The organism is Cellvibrio mixtus subsp. mixtus J3-8, assembly GCF_000766945.1.
Lineage (GTDB): Bacteria > Pseudomonadota > Gammaproteobacteria > Pseudomonadales > Cellvibrionaceae > Cellvibrio > Cellvibrio mixtus_A.
Map to the genome: position 1 here is coordinate 450728 of NZ_KN266208.1, position 20754 is coordinate 471481.

A 20754-nucleotide genomic window follows, 5' to 3' on the forward strand; every position below is an offset into this window, starting at 1 on the left:
CGCAGATTTCCCTCTAGGCAACTTAAAAATTGCTGGCTTGCTATTGGCTCCGGTTTTCCAAATCGATTACACCCATACGGCAATCCGTTTTCTCAGCCTTTCTCATTATCCATGAGGGAAATATGTTTAATAAAGTTACAGCTATCCTGTTTTTATCCAGCGTTCTCGTTGCTTGTGGTGGAGGCGGGGGTGGCGGTGATAAACCACCGATAACCAATACCACATCCTCACCGGCTTCAAGTTCGATTTCGAGTTCAAGTTTGAGCACAAGCAGCAGTTCAAGCTCCAGTTCCGCTGCTGCTAAAGTTTTGCAGGGGCAATTTAAAGATACCAGTATCTCCGGCGTGCATTTTGTTTCCGGTGGCCAATCCGGAAATACCAATAGCACCGGCACATTCAGTTATGAAGAAGGAAAAAACATCACCTTTTCTATTGGTGGGATAACGCTGGGAACTACCTTGGGCAAAGCGCTCATCACGCCTATTCATTTGATAGAAAATGGCAGCACCGATAGCGTTGCAGTACAAAATATGGTGCGCTTTTTATTAATGCTTGATGCCGATGGCTATGCCGGCAATGGCCTGCAAATTTCCAGTGCGGTGCAAGCAGCCTCGGCCAATTGGACACAAATTGATTTTACAGCTGCGGATTTTGCGCAAAACCTGGCAACAATTTTGTCTGCCGCATCAGCAGCAGATGGTGGAGCGCATCAACTTCCTACGGCGGACCTTGCAAAAAAACACATCGAAGGTACACACTCATGCAATTACTCGGGTGTTTTTAACGGTGATATTGCCGGCGACAATAAAGGCAAAATCGCGCTGATCACCAATCCTGTCACCGGTGACGTAAGCGGATTTTCCCAACTGGAAAATGGCGGTGCGCTAGTTGAATTAAGCGGGGTAAAAGCGCTTGCTTACAATCAAGCAGCTTCATTCGAAACAGGTAGTAATGGTGACAAGAGTTCCTACGCAGGTAGTTTCACTACTGTGTCAGCAATCAATGGCACCTGGAAAAAAGAAAACACCAGCGGAACATTTTCTGCCAGCCGTGTAGGTGGATCCACCACCGCGCTCTATCAATTCAGTGCTAGTTTCAACGGCAGTGAGTCTGGCCTGGTAGCGCTCAACATTGACGCTACCAATAAAGTGACTGGTTCAATTTACAACTTCACTACCAATGAAACACAATCCCTTAGCGGTAATGTGAAAGGACCAAACCTGAACGTCACTGCTGGAAATAATAAATTGCAAGGTTTGTTAAACGTTGAAGTCGGAACCTTAACCGGTACCTGGAGTGATAGTGTCAAAGGAACATCAGGCACTTTCACTGGCGGTGGTTGCCAGCTAAATCCGGCACCGCTAACAATTAATGGTTTCCATAGCTGGAAAATTGGTGGCGATAGCGCTAGCAAGCAATTGATTCCCGCGTCAGGAACAGACCCACTAGTAGTGTTGGATGGCAACCCTGTTGCGCGCGTGCGCATGACGGTTTCGCCTTGGGGAGAAATGTCATTTCCAATTGCCGGCTTCGATCAAACCGGTGAAGCAGAAACGATTAACCTTAGCGGCTCAAGCTTTATTGAAATTACTTACAAATCCAACCAGAGTGTGAATTTACAATTGCGTCAATACGCTATTCACGGCGGAACTCACAACCAAATCACATTACCTGCTGCATCAGCATTTACAACGGTGAAAGTGCCATTCGCTGATTTCAAAGGTGGCCTTACTCCATTGGATTTAACTAAAGTGGCAAAATTTAATTTTGCATTGCTTAGCAATAATCCAACAGATGGATATGCAGAACTGATTGTGAAGAACTTTAAAATAGATAAGTTTAATTAAAAAGAACACGTAATGTAACGGACAGAAACTCTTGCTTGTTTTAGATAGCTGAACAAGCAAGAGCTTCCTTTATTAGCGACGCAATGAAAATTCTTTCCACAACACATCATCTAATTGTTCAGATGATACTTCCGTAATATTTTCCTGGTCTCCAGTAAATTTCTTCAATTGGCTCCCTGATAATAACGTACGCCCTTGCGCATGTTGTTTCATCACCAAATACTGTTTCACAAAAATCGCATCAGGGTGGGTAGAGTTATAGTAATTGGCCAATGAAAAATCTATCCATTCCATCGGCTGCAAATCAAAACCAAATTGATTGGCCCATTCACCTTTTACCAACGCTTTAAGCACAAACTCATCGCGCTCGTTTTTATCCAATGCAAAGGTTTCATTATCTTGCCGGATCACCTGGCCGAGCTGATGCAAGCCAATAGGTGCACGCAAACCAAAACTGCCAAAACCGGTATCGCACAACCAACGTTGATTATCAATATTGACGACGAGCACTACGTGGGTTTTAGGGCGTCGCTGAGGATAGAACATCGGGCGAGCACCGATCAGATCGAAACTAAAACCCAATCCAGCGAGGGCCATAGTGAATAAACCATTAACCTCATAGCAGTAACCGCCACGGCCGGAATAAATAATTTTTTTTACAATATCCTCCGGCACCATCGACACAATCTTGCCGGCTTGCACATCCAGGTTCTCAAACGGAATTGATTGCAATTGCGCACGCATGATACCGGTCAGTGTTTCTATTGTTGGCTCAGCACTTCCGGCATACCGGATACGCTTCAGGTAATCATCCAATACAAAATTTTCTGCTTGCATAGCCTCGCCCATTGTTAGCTAACCATAAAATAATCATGTAACTGTTAAAATCTGTACCGGTGTTTTTTTATCACACCTGTCACTTACATCCCTTCGCCAGAGCATCTAAGATGTTATTTTGGGAAATGAAGCGAGCCCCGCCTATGAATTCACCGTTATGTATTTGGCTGATGGTAATAGCCAGCACCTTTTTTTGGGGCAGTAATTTTAATGCAGGCCACGCGATTGCGGGCGATGTTACACCACTTACCGCTGCAACTGAACGCTTTCTGATTGCGGTTATTCTGTTTTTATTATTGCGCGCAGCACAACGCAAAGCAGAATCGCAATTGCACTGGCGCGACGGATTGGTATTGATTCCATTGGGGATTATCGGTGTCTTCGGGTTTAATTATGCTTTTTTCACCGCCCTGCACACTACCTCAGCATTAAACGCGGCATTAATCATGGCGCTATCACCGATGCTGTCTTTATTATTTTCAGTGTGGTTACTTAAATCGCGTATTCAATTGTTTCAATGCATAGGAATTCTTATTGCATTTATTGGCGTTACGCTGGTCATTACCGGTGGAAATTTTAGCTTGATACACATTGCGCCGGGCGATGCATGGATGATTGGTGCGTGCATTGTGTGGAGCTTATATACCGTTGGATCAAAAAAATATGCCGGGCATATTCCATCGCTACAACTCGCGCGCTGGACAGTCAGCATAGGCGCAGTGGCATTGACAGTAGTTGCGCTCTTACAAGAACAACCATTGATTGATGTTCCGGCGCTATCATGGCAAACCCACGGCATCTTGTTTTACATGGCGTCATTCGGAACCGTATTCGCGTATATTTTTTGGTTAAAAGGCGTGCATTTTTTAGGGCCGGATAAATCGGCAATCGCTTTTAACCTGGTGCCAGTATCGACGTTAATTGTTAGTGTGATACTAGGAAGTTATCCAAATCCCATACAGCTACTGGGAATGTTGCTCGTATTAGCGGGTGTGGTTATTTCCAGCGGCTGGAGGCCCAGTGGCAGGCACCTGGACCCCAAAAAAACATAATCCGGTTTGTGAAAAAATATCCCACTGGATGAACTGCACCTTACTCAGTTGGACGGGGTGTCCAACTTTTGGGGTGCAGTTCATCCAGTGGGGTATTTAAATTTCTGTTACTTAAGGATTAATAACTTTCTTATTTCCGACCCAACCAACTCACCATCAACAAATTCTGCTGATTGTTTTTGCAGCTTGCCACTTGTACGAATTGAACAACTGCCATTTGCACGGAAATTTAACGCAGTTGCCAGGAGTGCTTCACTGGTATCACCTAATTGACGGGCAATATCATCTTGCACACGACACCCTTGCACAAGGGTTTCACTGTTCGCTAATGACGAAGGTACAAATCCATCACTGTATTCACCAAAACCTTTTGCATTAGCGCCTTTCAATTGGATGGTGTAATAGGTAGTACCGCAATTTTCTTCCGGATAAAATCCGTAAGGTTTTCCACAGGTCGTATCGCCAATTAAATACACTGGTATATTGGCACCGCGCAAACCATTAATGATCGCCTCGCTTGCAGAGCAGGTATCACCGGAAGACAGTATGTAAACACGTTTCAAATCCAACGTCGGCAGATCCAGGTTTTTGTAGTTGCCGTAATACCCGACATCCCAAAAAGGCATTGGCTCCAATTTTGGTTGCTTGCTGTTTTGAATTTGCTCATAAAATACTTTTCCCTGCACATTAGCACCTGCCAGCATGTAACTGACCTCGCTCGCAATCGATAACAAACCACCACCGTTGTAACGCAAATCCAGAATCACATCACTCACCGCAGATTGTTTTAACTGCTGGATGGCTTTTACCCATTGGTCTTCCGCTTTTTCAACGTGCGAATTAAATACCACGTACCCTACTTTACCCGTGGCAGTTTCCAATATTTTGGTAAGCAATACTGGCGAAGTGTTGACCTCAGCGGATTGTATTGTCACGGTGCGCGATGTAACTGTACCGGCGTCCTGAATTTCAAAATTATGTGCCGCCCCAAGCAGGGAGGGAAATAAACCTTCCGAAAGCGCATTTAATCCTGCTTCACTGTTTTCATTTACCAAATCATACGAATCAATTTTTAAAATTTTTGCTCCGCGCGCAATACCAGCATTGGCAGCCGGCGAACCGGGCTCCACATATGCCACAAAATAGCCGCGCGGCGGAGTGGTGGAGTACACCTTCAGGTGAATACCATAACCGTAAGTGATACCTGACTCCCATGATTCGGCATCCTCGGTGGGCTCATAAAAATGGAATGCATCTTTAGCCGTTCCGGAGCTGGTTGTTTTATTGGTTTTTAATTTACTGAAATAGGTTTGCGGGGTATCGCTATTGCCCGGATTCAAATCGGGCAATTCTTCAAACCATAAGTAAGTTTCATGGCTCCAGGAACGCAGGAAGTTTTTCTCATCCAGGCTGGTGCCTTTTTTATCGGGAAAAGCAATACCGGTAAATTTACTGAAACCGGTACGCGGCACAGCGCAGAGGTTGTCGAATGTCGAAGCGCTTTTATAAGCCCCGGCAACCCAACCGGAATTTGCCGTCGAACTTGTCGATGAACTGGAAGGGGTTGGGTTATTGCCAATTGACCTGCTGTCACCTCCGCCACCACCACAAGCAGCAAGAGTGAGCGCCAGTACACCTGCTGAAAGCAAGCTTAATGTTGGTTTGATAGAGGAAGGAAGATAGTTGGCCCGTTTGGCCAGAAGCGATGATTCGTTCACAAAAGATTCCCTTAAATATCCTGTTACCCGCAGCGATATGCCGTTGGGGAGCACAAGAATAAAAGAAATCCTTTTGAAAAACCACGATAGCTATAACAGCCATCGCGGTTTTTATTCACAATGCCATTAATGGAAAGCGACATTAACCGGAGTGAGATATACCTTGGATTTGCTGATATCGGCCACTTTACCAACAACCTCAAGCTCACCTTTCAAACGAATATCCGCCGATGAGGAACCAATCATCAAATTAATTTTTCCCGGCTCCAGCACAAAATTCATATTGCGATCATAAAATCCCAGTTGATTGGCAGCCAGTGTAAAAGTCACACGCGCAATTTGCTTTGGCTCAAGATGAATACGCTTGAAGCCACGCAGTAATTTTACTGGCTGGGTTACACTGGCTACCGGATCATTAATATATAGCTGCACTACTTCATCGCCTGCGCGCGTGCCGGCATTCGTAATAGAAACGCTAATATCTACCGTCTCGCCTGCGTTGAGTTGTGATTTATTCCAGCTCATCTCCGAATAATTGAATTGCGTATAACTCAGACCGTAACCGAAAGGATAGAGCGCATCTGTTTTATCAAACGCATAGCCACGTTTTGCAGCGGGTTTATAATTATAATAAACCGGCAAGTGACCCACCGAACGCGGAACACTGACCGGCAATTTTCCGCCAGGGTTTACATCGCCGAATAAAACGCGAGCCACGGCACGGCCCGTTTCCTGCCCCAAATACCAGCCTTGCAAAATAGCCGGCGCAGTTTGTGCGAGTTTGCTAATCGCCAGCGGACGACCGCCAATTAATAACACTACGACGGGTTTACCCGTTGCCAATACTGCATCGACCAATTCCTGTTGCTCGCCCAATAATTCCAGGCTGGTGCGATCCCCCAAGTGATTATCACTCCAGGCTTCACGGGACGTTGCTTCGTTATCACCGATAACGACAATTGCCACATCACTTTTCCTGGCTGCTGCAACGGCTTTTTCGATCATGCCTTTCGTATCTGCTTTTGTTGCCAATACCACTTCATCGGTATGCCAGCGCTGTTTGGAGCGAGAATTTGCGGACGCTGAATCAGGATCGGATGGCCATTTTTCAATGGTGAGTAATGTACCTTTTTCATGGTGTATTGTTACACCACCACCAAGATATTCTTGCAAGCCCTGCAAAATGCTCACCGTCTTTTTCGGCACATCGCTGTAACCACCAATTAAGGTTTCATCAACATGCGGACCAATTAATGCGATAGATTTAAGTGTGGATTTATTAAGCGGTAAAATATTTTTTTCGTTCCTTAACAGGATTATCGATTTTTCTGCAACTTGCTGTGCGAACGCGGCGTGTTTGGCATTACCGACAAAGTCATCCACATTCGTGGTATTAGTGTAGGGGCTATCAAATAATCCCAGTGCAAATTTTTCGTGCAGCACCCGTGCAACTGATTGATCAATTTGTTTAATAGTGATTTTTTTATCTTTCACCAACTGGATAAGATTTTTATAGGCATCACCATCAGGCGTTTCAACATCAACACCTGCAGTCATCGCCATTAAAGCAGCTCCTGATTTATCGGCAGCCAGGTGATGGCGACTGATTAATTCCGCAATCGCAAAATAATCGCTTACCACGACGCCATTAAAATTCCATTCACCGCGCAAAATATTTTGCAGCAAATCCACATTGGAATGGGAGGGAATACCATCAATTTCGTTGTAGGAGGCCATCACACTGCGTGCATGCGCGATTTTTACGGCCGCTTCAAATGGTGGCAAAAAATTTTCACGCAAACTGCGTTCACCAATAGGCGCGGGCGCGGTATTTAGCCCACCGGTAGGTTCACCATGACCGGCGAGGTGTTTTAGTGTTGCAATCACCCTGTCCTTACCAATCCCGTCACCGGCACCTTGAAAACCTTTCACACTGGCTACACCCAATTCCGAAACCAGATATGGGTCCTCACCGAGGGTTTCTTCGATACGCCCCCAGCGCGGATCGCGCGCAACATCAAGTACCGGAGCCAGCGCCTGATGTGTACCTATCGCACGCATTTCCTGCGCCGCGATGGTGTAAACCTGTTCGATAGTGGCGGGATCCCAGGTGCTCGCCAAACCTATCGCTTGCGGAAAGCTGGTAGCATTACGGCCAGCGTGACCATGTAGCGCTTCTTCATGAAAAATTGCGGGAATTCCCAGGCGAGTGTTTTCGAGCAAATATTTTTGCACGGCATTGGTAAATGCCAATGTTTGCGCCGGGGTTTTATTGGGCGTGAGCGTGGCTTTGTTTTCTGCCGGGCGCGCAACCTGCCCTATACCGCCACCCAGAATTTCTTTTGCGTGTTCCGCTGTAAATTCGCCGCTGTCTGTTTCAAGCTTTTGCCGTGCAACCCACACGGTTTGCAATTGCGCGACTTTTTCTTCCAGGGTCATGCGCTTGAGCAGATCTTTCACGCGCGCATCAATAGGTTTATCCGGGTTTTTATAGATAGGCTCTGCCGCCATTGAGCTCGCAGGAATGGCAAAAAAAATTGCACTTGCGAAAAATATTTTTAGCCGATGAAAACATGAGGGCCGCATGCCGTTATCCTCCAGGGGTCGGTGTGTTTTTGAGTTAACAATATTATTGTTTTTTTTGAGAAAACTTCTTGAGATGAATGAAATCGCCTGTGCGCGTAACTCTAGCGCAAGTGCAATTTTACGTTCCTGGTTTTACATTTTTTATCGCATTTTTTGTGGGAAAGGAACAAATAACACCTACAAAAAAGCCGCTAATTATTGCCCCATTGCTGGGACAATAATTAGCGGCCAGAGGCTTTGCTAGAAAAATCGTTAGCGCAATACGCAGCTATTAACGAATGTAACGATTAATAATGTTTTCGTACAACTCCTGGCGTCCGCTTTGCAGAGTAAGTTCGCCACCTTTATTACCGATATCGGCCAGTTGTTGCAGGGTCAGCTTGCCTTGTTCGTATGCGGCACCGTTACCTGAATCGAAGCTGCTGTAACGCTCTTTACGCAGGCTTTCCAGCGGAGATTGCTGGATCAGGCTGTCGGCAATAATTAATGAGCGCGCAAATGTATCCATACCACCAATATGGCCGTAGAACATATCAACCGGATCCGGAGAGTTACGACGCACTTTCGCATCGAAGTTCACACCGCCACCTTGCAAACCACCCGCGCGCAGGAACACCAACATCATCTCAACAGTTTCATTGATGTTGTAAGGGAATTGGTCTGTGTCCCATGCGTTTTGGTAATCGCCACGGTTGGCATCGAGTGAACCCAGCATGCCAGCGTTAGCAGCAGCTTGCATATCGTGACACATGGTGTGACCAGCGAGAGTGGCGTGGTTGGTTTCCAGATTCAATTTGAAATCTTTATCCAGGCCGTGGTGACGCAAGAAACCAATAACCGTTTCAGCATCGAAATCGTATTGGTGCTTTGAAGGCTCCATTGGTTTTGGCTCAATAAAGAAATAGCCTTTGAAACCTTGTCCACGTGCGTAATCGCGAGCGATGGTCAGGAAGCGCGCCAGATGCTCTTGTTCGCGTTTCATGTCGGTGTTTAACAAGCTCATGTAACCTTCGCGGCCACCCCAGAACACATAGTTCTCACCACCCAGTGCAATGGTTGCATCCAGTGCGTCTTTCAATTGCGCACCAGCATATGCCACTACATTGAAATCCGGGTTGGTAGATGCGCCGTTCATGTAGCGTGGGTTGGAGAACAGGTTTGCAGTGCCCCACAACAATTTTACGCCGGAAGCTGCTTGTTTTTGTTTAGCGTACTCAACAATGGTTTGCAAACGCTTGGATGTTTCTGCGCGCGATGCACCTTCATCTACCAGATCCACATCGTGGAAGCAGTAGTAAGGAGTGCCCAGCTTGGTGATGAATTCAAACGCTGCGTCCATTTTTTCATGCGCGCGCGCAATTGGATCTTGCGTTGCGGCCCATGGAAAAATCTTTGTACCTGGACCGAAAGGATCGTGGCCTGCGCCGCAGAAGCTGTGCCAGTAGCAGGTGGCAAATTTGAAATGTTCTTTCAAGGTTTTGCCGGCAACTACGCGGTTTTCATCGTAGTATTTAAATGCTAATGGATTGTCAGAATCCGGACCTTCGTAACCAATCTTGCCAATACCGGGGAAGTATTCTTTGCTACCGAGAACAATACTCATAATTTTCACCTTGAGGAATTTTTACTAACACAATTCAAAAAACTGTTTATCGCTAACCGGATTATTTTGGTAACAATGCAACCCAATTTTGATAAGCATCCTGATACCGGGCAAACTGCGCCGCCTGTGGCTCTACCACACTCAAACGCGTCAGTCCGGTAAACGCTTCATTTGCGGAAACGTAATAACCACTACCCAATGCCGCTGCGCGTGCTGCACCTTCAGCGCCATCGGTTTCAAACATTTCTACTGCGGCTTGCGTAGTGTTTGCAAAAGTCTGTGCAAACACATCGCTCAAAAACATATTGCCTTTACCGGCACGAACTACCTCGCAACTGCCCCCCAATGATTTCAAAACATCGAAACCCTGGTTGAGCGAAAACACTATGCCTTCCTGTGCGGCGCGCACCATATGACCCAAACCATGGCGATTGAAATCAAGGTTACGCAACTGCGCGCCCAGATTTTTATTTTGGAAAATTCGCTCTGCACCATTTCCAAATGGATGGAATAACAAACCTTCGCTACCCACTGGCACTGCTTGCGCCAATTCATTTAATTGTGGATATGACGGCGTTGCGCCGGCAGCACTAATGGTTTGGCGCAACCAGGAATACAAGCGGCCACAACCATTCACACACACAAGGACGCCATTGCGTTTTTTCTCTTCTGTGCTGGTTACATGCAAAAAAGTATTTACGCGCGATTCGGTATCGGCTGCCGGTTGATCAGTCACACCGTAAATCACCCCGGAGGTTCCCGCTGTTGCAGCAACTTCACCCGGCTCCAATACATTTAAACTGAAGGCGTTGTTCGGTTGATCGCCGGCGCGGTAACAAATTTTCACACCGGAGCGCAAACCTAACTCGGCAGCGATTGAGTCGCTTACAACCGATTGAACACCAAAGCTCGGCGCGATATCCGGAATCAATGCAGCATCAATTCCCCAATGCGCGAGCAACTCAGTGGCAACGCGATTTTCTTTGAAGTCCCACAAAGTGCCTTCAGACAAACCTGAAGCGGTGGTGTTAATGACGCCGGATAATTTCATCGCAATAAAATCACCGGGCAGCATAATTTTATGAATACGGGAAAAAATTTCCGGTTGGTTTTCTTGCACCCAACGCAATTTTGCCGCAGTGAAATTACCGGGTGAATTTAATAAATGACCGAAGCAATAATCGTGTCCGAGATCGGTCAACGCCTTGGTGCCGAAAGGAACGGCACGGCTATCACACCAGATAATAGAAGGGCGCAGTACTTGCTGGTTTTTATCGACCACCACCAAACCATGCATTTGGTAAGAGATTCCAATCGCATCAATTTGTTGTGGGTTAAAACTGCCGCGCGCTACCAAACGCGCAAAACCCTGGCGCACACAATCCCACCAGGTATCCGGGTTTTGCTCGGCAAAACCGGGTTGCGGGCTGTCGATGGCCAATTCGGAATCAGGATGGGACAAAGCCCCAAGGCTCTTGCCGGTTTGGCCATCCAGCACCGATAACTTGACCGAGGAACTACCAACATCAATACCGAGAAACAGCATAAAGGCTCACAAATAGTTGAAGAATGTTTTCAAAACCTGTTGGCCGGATCCAAAACACCGGCAAGTTTGATCAGCTCGCTGCATTTTTATCGTTAACAACGCCGCAGCAGGATTTGGCTTGCTAACAAGCATAGCTTATTGTCTATCTGACAACAAGATATGCAATGACAAAAACTCTGTTAAAAAAGATTAATTTTGTGGCGCAGGCTGCACCTGCACGAAAAAATGGCACCGGTTACATCTGACAAGCTATAAATAGCCAGAACCGATGGCATGACAATCCGCTGAACAGGCCTCGACCATTACCAAATCGGCTTATACAATGCGCCATTGACCTGACCTATCAAGCAACTGAAAACCAGATGCCCATAACAATTAACTAACGCAAGCCTCCAGGGAGATTGCAGTGCCCAATACCCATATTCCCGGTAGCCAGACCAACATCAATCCACTGAACCTTTCTGGCGATGTGATAAAAGCGCTCTCCATCGATAACCTGATTTTCGGTTTGGATAATGATGAACTGAAAATCCTGCTGGTTAAGCAAACCGATCCGCTGCATGAGGGCAAATGGGCACTACCCGGCGGCTGGATTCGTTACGACGAAAACTTGCGCGACGCGGCGTACCGGTTACTGGAAGAATTGACAGGTATACGCGATCTCTATCTGGAGCAACTGAAAACCTTTGGGCGCGTCGATCGCTTTCCGTCCGAGCGTGTGGTGACCATTGCCTATTACGCGCTGGTGAGTGCCGATAAGTTTTCACTGGTCGCCGGCCAGAGCGCGGCGGATGTGAATTGGCAAAGCGTGAACAACTTACCGGACCTGGTGTATGACCACGCCGAAATCGTCGCCCATGGCTTAAAAGTATTGCGCCACCAGGTTTGCCATCAACCGATTGGCTTCAACCTGCTGCCAGAGAAATTTACCTTGCTGCAATTACAGGCACTTTACGAAGCCATCCTGAATACCAAATTGGATAAACCCAATTTCCGCCGCAAGATTATGAAGATGAATTTGCTCACGCCATGCAACGAAAAGCAGCAGGGTGTTCCCCATCGCGCCGCCAGCCTTTACCGGTTTGATGCAGATGCATACAAGCACCTGAGCGAATCCGGATTTGCATTTGAGATATAAAAAAACCTGAAATACAGAACGTGAAATATACGGGCCCCCTCACCACAAGGGGCTTCGAACAACAACAAAAAAGCTCCAAAAATAACCTGACAATGACATATAGTCACAAAAACTATAATGAGTTAAGATCCGCGACCACCCGCCGTCCTGGCGGCATAAAACAACAGTAAAGATAATTCAATAACAGGTATCAAACATGAGCCATGCACCAATAGATTCTGGATCGGCGGGGGTTTCTGTCGTTGCGGAAGAGCGCAACATGACCTCCATCGTCATCATTAGTATTATCGCCACCCTCGGTGGATTCTTGTTCGGGTTTGATAGCGGTGTAGTCAACGGCACCTTTGACGGCCTCAAGTTAGCCTTTAATTCAGAAGCAGCCGGTACCGGCTTTCATGTGGCAAGTATTTTATTGGGTTGCGCTACCGGCGCTTTTTTCGCGGGCCCATTATCTGATCGCTATGGTCGTCGCAGTGTGTTAATTATTGCGGCCGTATTGTTTATTTTGTCCTCATGGGGCGCAGGTATCGCCACCTCTTCTACCGAATTTGTGATTTATCGCCTTATCGGCGGTTTGGCGATTGGTGCGGCCAGTATTATTTGTCCCGCCTACATCAGTGAGCTGGTTCCCGCCGAGTTTCGCGGCAAGCTTAGCTCCATCCAACAAATTGCGATCATTTCCGGTTTAACCGCTGCATTCCTCAGCAACTACGCACTGGCTCATGCAGCAGGCGGTTCTATCCATCCGTTCTGGCTGGAATACGAAGCCTGGCGCTGGATGTTCTGGGTAGGCGTCGTTCCAGCTGCAATATTCCTGTTCTCATTGCTGGCAATTCCCGAAAGCCCCCGTTATTTGGTGACTCGCGGTAAAAACGAACAGGCACTGGCGGTATTGACCAAGCTCTATGGTGCCACCACCGCCAAGCAAACCGTAGCGGACATTTACAACTCTATCGCCCACGATCACAAACCCAGTTTTTCGGATTTAATCGACAAAACCAAAGGCGGCATCCGCCCGATTATCTGGGTTGGTATCGGGTTGGCAATATTGCAGCAATTCGTAGGCATCAACGTAGTTTTCTATTACGGCGCGGTACTCTGGCAAGCGGCCGGCTTCTCTGAAAATGACTCATTGATGATTAACATTGTGTCAGGCGTTGTTTCTATCGGCGCGTGCTTTATTACCTTCTTCCTGGTGGATAAAGTGGGCCGTAAACCATTATTGCTGATCGGCTCTGTTGGTATGACGATTACATTGGCATTGGTAGCCTATGCGTTTGCCGACGCACCGGTAGATGAAAACGGCAAACTGATGCTGGAAGGTAACCTCGCCATACTGGCCCTTGTTGCCGCCAACCTTTATGTAATTTTCTTCAATATGTCATGGGGCCCGATTGTGTGGATCATGCTGGGCGAGATGTTCCCCAACCAGATCCGCGGCAGTGGTTTGGCGGTAGCAGGCCTGGCGCAATGGCTGGCCAACTTCCTGATCACCTGGACCTTCCCGATGTTGCTTGGATCGGCTCTCGGTTTGTCCGGTGCTTACGGCATTTACATGCTCTGCTCGCTCTTTTCAGTATTCTTTGTGATCTGGTGGGTACGCGAAACCAAAGGTGTCACGCTGGAGCAAATGCAAGGCTAAACCCTGCATCATCACTTCAAAAAAATGCGCTCGCGCATTGCAAAAGCCACCTTCGGGTGGCTTTTTTTTTGGCCATTGACAAACCAACCCGCCACTAAATAAATCCTTACAGTTCCCCCTGCCATACTGGTATACAAGGCTTTTTTCTTATGGTGTAATTGACTACAACAATAAACCATAAGACAAGAGACTATAACAATGAAATCCAATCACCAGCTTTTATGCTTAACGTTTTTATCCCTTAGCCTGATGGCCTGCGGCGGTAGCGGTGGCGGCGGGTCAAAACCTGCCAGTAGCTCAAGTACCGCAGTTACTTCAAGCAGCTCCAGCGTTGCACTGGTTAGCTCTTCCTCATTGAGCAACTCATCGGAAGCCAGTGTGGTGCCATCAAGCTCATCAGCAGTGAGTTCAGTAGCACCAAGCAGCAGTTCGTCATCTGTGCCGGCGAGTAGCTCCAGTGCAGCAGCAACGACAATAATTACCTTGAACATGACCAGCGGCTGGCGCGGCAATGGCACCGGCAACTCCGGTATTAATATGAATAGCGATGGCGTGAGCTTTACTGCAAGCGGGGACGGAATAGGTGCAGTAACCGACTTGGCCAAACCCATACAACTGGAAGATGCCATTATCGATATGGTGGTAAATGTCAGCCCTGAATTCAAAGCGTCCGGTACAAGTTTGCAAATATTTGCGCAAATCAAAGGCGGCGATTGGGCGGGCGAATGGAATTGCTGGTCAGGCAATGAATTACTCACCGCCGGAACCGACACGGCAATTACCTGTACCATCAGTGAAGGCGATAAAAAATTCAACCAGCTTGATAGCGATGTGCAAATCGGCGTGCAAGCCAAAGGTACACCAACCGGAACCGTTACCATTAAAAGCGGTAAAGTCACACTCAAACAAACCGCAAGTTCAAGCTCCAGTACTGGAAGCGTTTACTCCGCCAACGTAAATAGTTTGCGCGAGCTTGCAGATTTCACCATCGGTGTTGCGGTATCCAATAATGATTCGCCAACTTACAACATTTTAACCAACGCATCCGAAAAGGCCCTTGTGGAAAAACATTTCGAACAAATGACCGCCGGCAATATTATGAAAATGAGTTACCTGCAAAACACGCAAGGTAATTTCACCTTTGCCAATGCGGATGCATTTGTCGATTACGCCAAAAGTAAAAACATGACCGTACACGGACACGCATTGGTTTGGCATGCGGAGTACCAGGTGCCCGCCTTTATGAAAAGCTGGTCAGGGTCCGCAGCAGATTTTATTACCGCGCTGGAAACACATATCACCACAGTGGTGGATCACTTTGAAGCAAAAGGCAACCTGCATAGTTGGGATGTTGTGAACGAAGCACTGACCGATGGCAATCCATCTACCTTCCGCGCCGTTGATTCAACGTTTTATATAAAAAGCGGCAACAGTGCTATCTATATTGAAAAAGCATTCCTCGCTGCACGCGCTGCCGCACCGGAAGCAACGCTGTATTACAATGATTACAACATCGAACAAAACGGTGCCAAGATGACCAAACTGGAAGAGATGCTCACCGATTTTAAAGCGCGCAACATTCCCATTGATGGTGTCGGCTTCCAGATGCACGTTTGCCAGAATTATCCGAGCGCAAGTTCAATTGCGGCAGCGATGAAACGTGTTGTCGACAAAGGTTTGAAAGTGAAAATTACCGAATTGGATGTTGCGATCAACCAACCCTATTGCGACAGCTATCCCGCCAATAAAGTAAGCACCTTTACCCAAAGCATCGCATTAGCGCAGAAAAAACGTTACTGTGAAATTATCAAAGCCTATATAGATACAGTACCCGCTGCATTGCGTGGTGGTATTAGCGTCTGGGGCACCACTGACGCCAACACATGGTTAAATGATTTATACAGAACTGAATTCAACAATGAAAAAATTTCCTGGCCATTGTTGTTTGATAGCAACTACAACGACAAACCTGCACTGCGCGGCTTTGCTGATGCATTACAAGGCGTTGCCTGTACCAACCTGTAAAATGAATTTATACAGTTAAAAATCTTCCCTCGGGCAGCCGTGCAAATCGCTGCCCGTTTTTTTAAGAAGGGTAAAAAAAATGAAGGTCATTCACAATTTATTATTTACCACAGCAATCACTACAGCAGGCTTATCGCAAGCTGCAAGTGTTGAATTCAAACAATTCAGGTATGAGGGAAAAGATACTGTTTTTACAACGCCGTTAAACGCCGATGAATATCGCAATCCCATTCTTGCCGGCTTTTATCCCGATCCCAGTATTACCCGCGCCGGAGACGATTACTATTTAGTGAATTCCTCCTTCTCGTATTCACCCGGCGTGCCCATATTTCACAGCAAGGATTTAGTGAATTGGAAATCCCTCGGGAATGTCTTGACCACACCAACACAATTACCGTTACAACAGCAACAAACTTCTCGCGGAATTTACGCACCAACCATTCGCCATCACAATGGTGTTTTTTACATGATCACCACGCTGGTGGATGTGCGCGGAAATTTCCTGGTAACTGCAAACGACCCTGCGGGCCCATGGTCAGAACCAATTTTGTTGCCGGAAATTGGCGGTATAGATCCGGATATTTTCTTTGATGATGACGGTAAAACGTATATTGCCCACAATGATGGTCCGATAGGTGAACCACTTTATAACGGACATCGAGCAATCTGGCTGTGGGAATTTGACCTTAAAAACAAAAAGGTGGTGAAAGATTCCGGGCGCGTGATCGTAAATGGCGGAACAGACATTTCCAAAAAACCTATCTGGATTGAAGGTCCACATATTTACAAGATTAACGGCTGGTATTATTTGCTGTGCGCAGAAGGCGGTACCGCTTACGATCACTCAGCAGTTATTTTCCGCAGCAAAAATTTGCATGAACCTTTTGTACCTTATGAAAAAAACCCGATCCTGACCCAACGCGATTTAAATAAAGATCGAGCCAACCCGATTACGACTGCCGGCCATGCCGATTTTGTACAAACCAAAGAAGGCGATTGGTGGGCCGTATTTCTCGCCACACGCGCTTACGATAAAACGCTCTACAACACCGGTCGCGAAACGTTTTTATTACCGGTGACCTGGAAGGATGGCTGGCCGGTAATTCTTGAACAAGGCAAGGAAATTCCTTATCACCATAAAAAACCTGCAATTAAAGCAGTAACGGCGAATCCCGATCAACTGACGGGAAATTTTATTCGCACAGATAATTTTTCAACGAAACCCCTGGGGTTTGAATGGGTAAGTTTACGCACCGGTGATTCCCCATTTTACCGACTCACAAAATCCGGGATTGAATTGCAAGCATTGAACGTGAAACTTGACAGCCTGGAACAACCCGCATTTTTAGGGCGTCGCCAACAACATACACATTTCAGTGCCAGTGTCGAATTTGAAGTGCCAAAAAGGAAAACATCTGCCGGTATCGTGGCGTTTCAGGGCGAAACAGCACATTACTATTTTGGTGCTCGCCAGCAGAAAAAAGGAATGGAATTATTTATCGAACAAGCCAATAAATCCGCACCAAAAATTATTTATCAACAGTTGGTAACTGATTTACGTAAACCTATCCAATTGGATATTGAAGGCAAGGCCGGGAAAATCAGTTTTTACTACACCAATAAAAAAGGTGAACGTAAAGTAGTTTTGGAAAATGCCGATGCAAAAATTCTTAGCACTGAAATAGCAGGCGGGTTTGTGGGGACGCTTCTTGGCATACATGCAAGGTCTGAACAATAACGTTTAAAACATCAGAAAACACAATATTAATGAGCTTCGGCATTCCCTCCGGAGCTCATTTTCGTAGCACATTAATACAACCCCACCTAAAAAAGCGAATCACTCCGAGGGGATTTCCATGCCTATCAACCGCATATCATTTTTTCGTATCGGGAAACAGATTTTAATTTTCTGGCTTTTATTAATAATTACACCAGCCTCATTTGCGTTGGGCGAAAGTTCATGGTTGGCTAATTCAGGCTCCAACCAATTCACACTGGTTGATAAAACATCGGCTACCGCTTTAATCATTGATGATAATGATTTCCCCGGCGTACAACGCGCCACCAAAAACCTGCAAAGCGATATTGAAAAAGTTACCGGCAAGAAACCCGCGCTGGTTAATACCATCAATGAAAATAATCACCAGCTAGTCATCATTGGTTCTATAGGCAAAAGCCGGTTAATCGAACAAATGATTGCCAATAAAAAACTGGATGTGAGCAAAATTCGCGGCCAATGGGATGGATTTTTGGTGCAGGTCGTCGAGCAGCCATTGCCGAATGTAAAACGGGCATTGGTAATCGCCGGTGCGGATAAGCGCGGAACCACGTACGGCATTTACAGCTTGAGCGAACAAATTGGTGTCTCCCCCTGGTATTGGTGGGCCGATGTCCCGGTAAAAAAGAAAAATACAATTTTTATCAACAAAAAAATTCAAGTCACAGAAATTCCAAAAGTGAAATATCGCGGCATTTTCTTGAATGATGAAGCACCTGCATTAACCGGCTGGGTCACCGAACAATACGGCAATTACAATCACCTATTTTACGAAAAAGTATTTGAATTATTATTGCGCCTGAAAGCCAACTTCCTGTGGCCTGCCATGTGGAATAATGCATTCGCGGATGACGACCCGCAAAACATGGTCCTGGCCGATGAATACGGCATAGTGATGAGCACATCCCACCATGAACCCATGATGCGCGCCGATAAAGAATGGAATCGTCACGGCAAAGGTCCATGGGAATATTCCAAAAACCCGCAGAACCTTTACAACTTCTGGGTGGACGGTGTTAAGCGCAATAAACCTTACGAAAGTATTTACACACTCGGCATGCGCGGCCAGCAAGATGAGCCGATGAGTGAAGGCGATAATATCCAACTGCTGGAAAAAATTGTGCATGACCAGCGCGAAATCCTCACCGATCAATTCGGTAAAGAAAAACTCACTGAAGTACCGCAGGTGTGGGCGCTTTATAAAGAAGTCCAGGGATTCTACGAGCGCGGCATGCGCGTACCGGACGATGTTATTTTGCTGTGGTGCGATGACAACTGGGGCAACATCCGCCGCTTGCCAACACCCGAAGAACGCAAACGCGTCGGTGGTGCCGGCGTCTATTATCATTTTGATTACGTTGGCGGCCCGCGTTCCTATCGCTGGATTAATACGGTATCCATCGCAAAAATCTGGGAACAGATGAATCTGGCTTACGAATATGAAGCCAATAAAATCTGGATCGTCAACGTGGGCGATTTAAAACCGATGGAGTACCCCATCGAATTTTTCCTGAATATGGCGTGGAATCCGGAAGCCTGGCCCAAAGAGCGTATTCCGGAATTTGCAACACTCTGGGCGGAACGCGAATTTGGCAAAGAACATGCAAAAGAAATTGCCGCGATTATGACCGGCTACACGCGGCACAATTTGCGGCGCAAACCGGAACTGCAAGATGCAACAATTTATAGCCAATTGAATTACGCCGAAGCAGATCGCGTGACGGCGGAGATAGAATCGTACGCGGCGCGCGCGGAAGCCTTGTATAAAAAAATCCCGGTGGAACAACGCGATGCGTTTTATCAACTGGTGTTATTCCCGGCAAAGGCCAGCGCAATTATTACCGGACTTTATGATGCACAAGCCAAAAACCATTTATATGCACAACAAGCGCGCGCAACTGCCAATGACTACGCCAATAAGGTGCGCGAGTTATTTGCGGCGGATGCAGCGCTCGAACAGGAATACCATCAGTTAAATGGCGGCAAGTGGAACCACTTTATGTCGCAGCCGCATATTGGTTACAGCAACTGGAATAATCCGCCCGAAGATACCCTGCCAGTGGTCCAGATTTACGAACCGCACGGAGCAGATGAAATGGGCATCGCGGTGGAAGGGATTGCATCAGCCTGGCCTGGTGCCGGCACTTATCAATTAGGTCGTTTTGACCCCTTCGGCAAACAGGAAAGAACGTTAACTATCTTCAATAAAGGCAAAAAATCTTTCACAGCTACTGCCCAAAGCAGCGTGCCTTGGATTATACTAAATCATACTAGTATACAAGTTAACGCCGAAACTGAACTCAAGGTGAGTATTAACTGGAATAAGGTGCCCAAAGGCGAACACACAGGTCGCATCCAGATCACGGGTACCGGCTGGGGCGGAGCAAGCATTGGCGTCAAGGCATTTAATCCTGGTATTAAAACCTCTGCGCTAAAAGGTAAAGGCTTTGTTGAGGCTGACGGATTTATCGCCATAGAAGCAGAACATTTCCAACGGCAAAACACTGTTGCACTGGCGAGCGGCAATAAGCTGCGCTGGGAGAAAATTCCGGAGCATGGGCGAACCCTCTCATCCATTTCGGTGTATCCCGTCACCGACCAGCACTTTACGAAAGCCGATGATGCGCCTTATGTGGAATACGATATTTTTACCCTGGGCAGTGGTGAATTTAACGTGCAAGGATTTTTTGCCCCGAGCTGGCCAGTGATTCCCGGACACGGTTTACGTTACGCCATTGCGATCGACAACGAATTACCTCAAGTGGTAGACCTCACCGCTGATATGAGCAATGCCACCTGGGAAGAAACTGCGCGCACCGATGTGCGCACGGCGAGAACCAGTCACAAGATCAACACCGCAGGCGCGCATAAAGTGCGTATTTACGGCCTCGATCCGGGCGTAACCCTGCAAAAAATAGTGATCGATACCGGCGGCCTTTTACCCAGTTATTTGGGTCCGGAAGAAAGCCGTCGGTATTAATAA

At 46.9% G+C, this 20754-nt stretch carries 13 protein-coding genes; 7 read left to right on the plus strand and 6 right to left on the minus strand.

Features of this window, described 5'->3' with window-relative positions:
* Positions 1 to 122 precede the first annotated feature (122 nt).
* Positions 123 to 1847 (plus strand): hypothetical protein, encoded by a 1725-nt coding sequence (locus A596_RS12470; RefSeq protein WP_039915147.1) that lies wholly within the window; start codon positions 123 to 125, stop codon positions 1845 to 1847.
* Between the two features lie 72 nt (positions 1848 to 1919).
* Here A596_RS12470 and A596_RS12475 read toward each other — a convergent pair whose 3' ends face one another.
* Entirely contained in the window at positions 1920 to 2684 is a 765-nt protein-coding gene (locus tag A596_RS12475; RefSeq protein ID WP_039915613.1) for an arylamine N-acetyltransferase family protein, read from the minus strand.
* Positions 2685 to 2827: 143 nt separating this feature from the next.
* Here A596_RS12475 and A596_RS12480 point away from each other — a divergent pair, with 143 nt between their 5' ends.
* A complete protein-coding gene (locus A596_RS12480; protein WP_052417495.1) occupies positions 2828 to 3736 on the plus strand; it encodes a DMT family transporter in 909 nt (302 codons plus the stop codon).
* Between the two features lie 107 nt (positions 3737 to 3843).
* Here the strand turns inward: A596_RS12480 and A596_RS12485 are convergent, their stop codons facing one another.
* From A596_RS12485 to A596_RS12500, 4 genes are all read right to left on the minus strand, one after another.
* Positions 3844 to 5454, minus strand: coding sequence for a S41 family peptidase (locus A596_RS12485; protein ID WP_052417466.1), 1611 nt, complete (start codon positions 5452 to 5454; stop codon positions 3844 to 3846).
* A 126-nt stretch (positions 5455 to 5580) separates the two neighbouring features.
* Positions 5581 to 8040: a glycoside hydrolase family 3 N-terminal domain-containing protein gene (locus A596_RS12490; protein WP_052417467.1), complete on the minus strand. Its 2460-nt coding sequence runs from the start codon at positions 8038 to 8040 to the stop codon at positions 5581 to 5583.
* Between the two features lie 271 nt (positions 8041 to 8311).
* Entirely contained in the window at positions 8312 to 9643 is a 1332-nt protein-coding gene (xylA, locus tag A596_RS12495; protein WP_039915150.1) for a xylose isomerase, read from the minus strand.
* A gap of 61 nt (positions 9644 to 9704) precedes the next feature.
* The gene (locus A596_RS12500) at positions 9705 to 11189 is read right to left on the minus strand and encodes a xylulokinase (RefSeq protein ID WP_039915152.1); all 1485 of its coding nucleotides are present in this window, start codon (positions 11187 to 11189) and stop codon (positions 9705 to 9707) included.
* A 421-nt stretch (positions 11190 to 11610) separates the two neighbouring features.
* Here A596_RS12500 and A596_RS12505 point away from each other — a divergent pair, with 421 nt between their 5' ends.
* Both A596_RS12505 and A596_RS12510 read left to right on the plus strand, forming a co-directional pair.
* A complete protein-coding gene (locus A596_RS12505; protein ID WP_235425729.1) occupies positions 11611 to 12327 on the plus strand; it encodes an NUDIX hydrolase in 717 nt (238 codons plus the stop codon).
* A gap of 196 nt (positions 12328 to 12523) precedes the next feature.
* The gene (locus A596_RS12510; protein WP_052417468.1) at positions 12524 to 13969 is read left to right on the plus strand and encodes a sugar porter family MFS transporter; all 1446 of its coding nucleotides are present in this window, start codon (positions 12524 to 12526) and stop codon (positions 13967 to 13969) included.
* 209 nt (positions 13970 to 14178) lie between these two features.
* On the opposite strand, the gene A596_RS23550 is transcribed toward A596_RS12510, so the two are convergent.
* Entirely contained in the window at positions 14179 to 14460 is a 282-nt protein-coding gene (locus A596_RS23550) for a hypothetical protein (RefSeq protein WP_235425712.1), read from the minus strand.
* Between A596_RS23550 and A596_RS12515 the strand changes: the two genes are divergently transcribed.
* From A596_RS12515 to A596_RS12525, 3 genes are all read left to right on the plus strand, one after another.
* Positions 14459 to 15994, plus strand: coding sequence for an endo-1,4-beta-xylanase (locus A596_RS12515; RefSeq protein ID WP_235425730.1), 1536 nt, complete (start codon positions 14459 to 14461; stop codon positions 15992 to 15994). The two genes, A596_RS23550 and A596_RS12515, sit on opposite strands and share 2 nt — an antisense overlap.
* Before the next feature lie 79 nt (positions 15995 to 16073).
* On the plus strand, positions 16074 to 17732 hold the full coding sequence (locus A596_RS12520) for a glycoside hydrolase family 43 protein (RefSeq protein WP_039915156.1): 1659 nt from the start codon (positions 16074 to 16076) through the stop codon (positions 17730 to 17732).
* Between the two features lie 118 nt (positions 17733 to 17850).
* Complete coding sequence (locus A596_RS12525) at positions 17851 to 20751, plus strand: glycosyl hydrolase 115 family protein (RefSeq protein ID WP_052417469.1); 2901 nt, start codon at positions 17851 to 17853, stop codon at positions 20749 to 20751.
* Positions 20752 to 20754: the final 3 nt, after the last annotated feature.

What these genes read in the sequence shown, in the direction of transcription:
- A596_RS12470 (WP_039915147.1), top strand. Translation starts at nt 123, where the DNA reads ATGTTTAATAAAGTTACAGCTATCCTGTTTTTATCCAGCGTTCTCGTT.
- A596_RS12475 (WP_039915613.1), bottom strand. Translation starts at nt 2,684, where the DNA reads ATGCAAGCAGAAAATTTTGTATTGGATGATTACCTGAAGCGTATCCGG.
- A596_RS12480 (WP_052417495.1), top strand. Translation starts at nt 2,828, where the DNA reads ATGAATTCACCGTTATGTATTTGGCTGATGGTAATAGCCAGCACCTTT.
- A596_RS12490 (WP_052417467.1), bottom strand. Translation starts at nt 8,040, where the DNA reads ATGCGGCCCTCATGTTTTCATCGGCTAAAAATATTTTTCGCAAGTGCA.
- xylA (WP_039915150.1), bottom strand. Translation starts at nt 9,643, where the DNA reads ATGAGTATTGTTCTCGGTAGCAAAGAATACTTCCCCGGTATTGGCAAG.
- A596_RS12500 (WP_039915152.1), bottom strand. Translation starts at nt 11,189, where the DNA reads ATGCTGTTTCTCGGTATTGATGTTGGTAGTTCCTCGGTCAAGTTATCG.
- A596_RS12510 (WP_052417468.1), top strand. Translation starts at nt 12,524, where the DNA reads ATGAGCCATGCACCAATAGATTCTGGATCGGCGGGGGTTTCTGTCGTT.
- A596_RS12515 (WP_235425730.1), top strand. Translation starts at nt 14,459, where the DNA reads ATGACCAGCGGCTGGCGCGGCAATGGCACCGGCAACTCCGGTATTAAT.
- A596_RS23550 (WP_235425712.1), bottom strand. Translation starts at nt 14,460, where the DNA reads ATGTTCAAGGTAATTATTGTCGTTGCTGCTGCACTGGAGCTACTCGCC.
- A596_RS12520 (WP_039915156.1), top strand. Translation starts at nt 16,074, where the DNA reads ATGAAGGTCATTCACAATTTATTATTTACCACAGCAATCACTACAGCA.
- A596_RS12525 (WP_052417469.1), top strand. Translation starts at nt 17,851, where the DNA reads ATGCCTATCAACCGCATATCATTTTTTCGTATCGGGAAACAGATTTTA.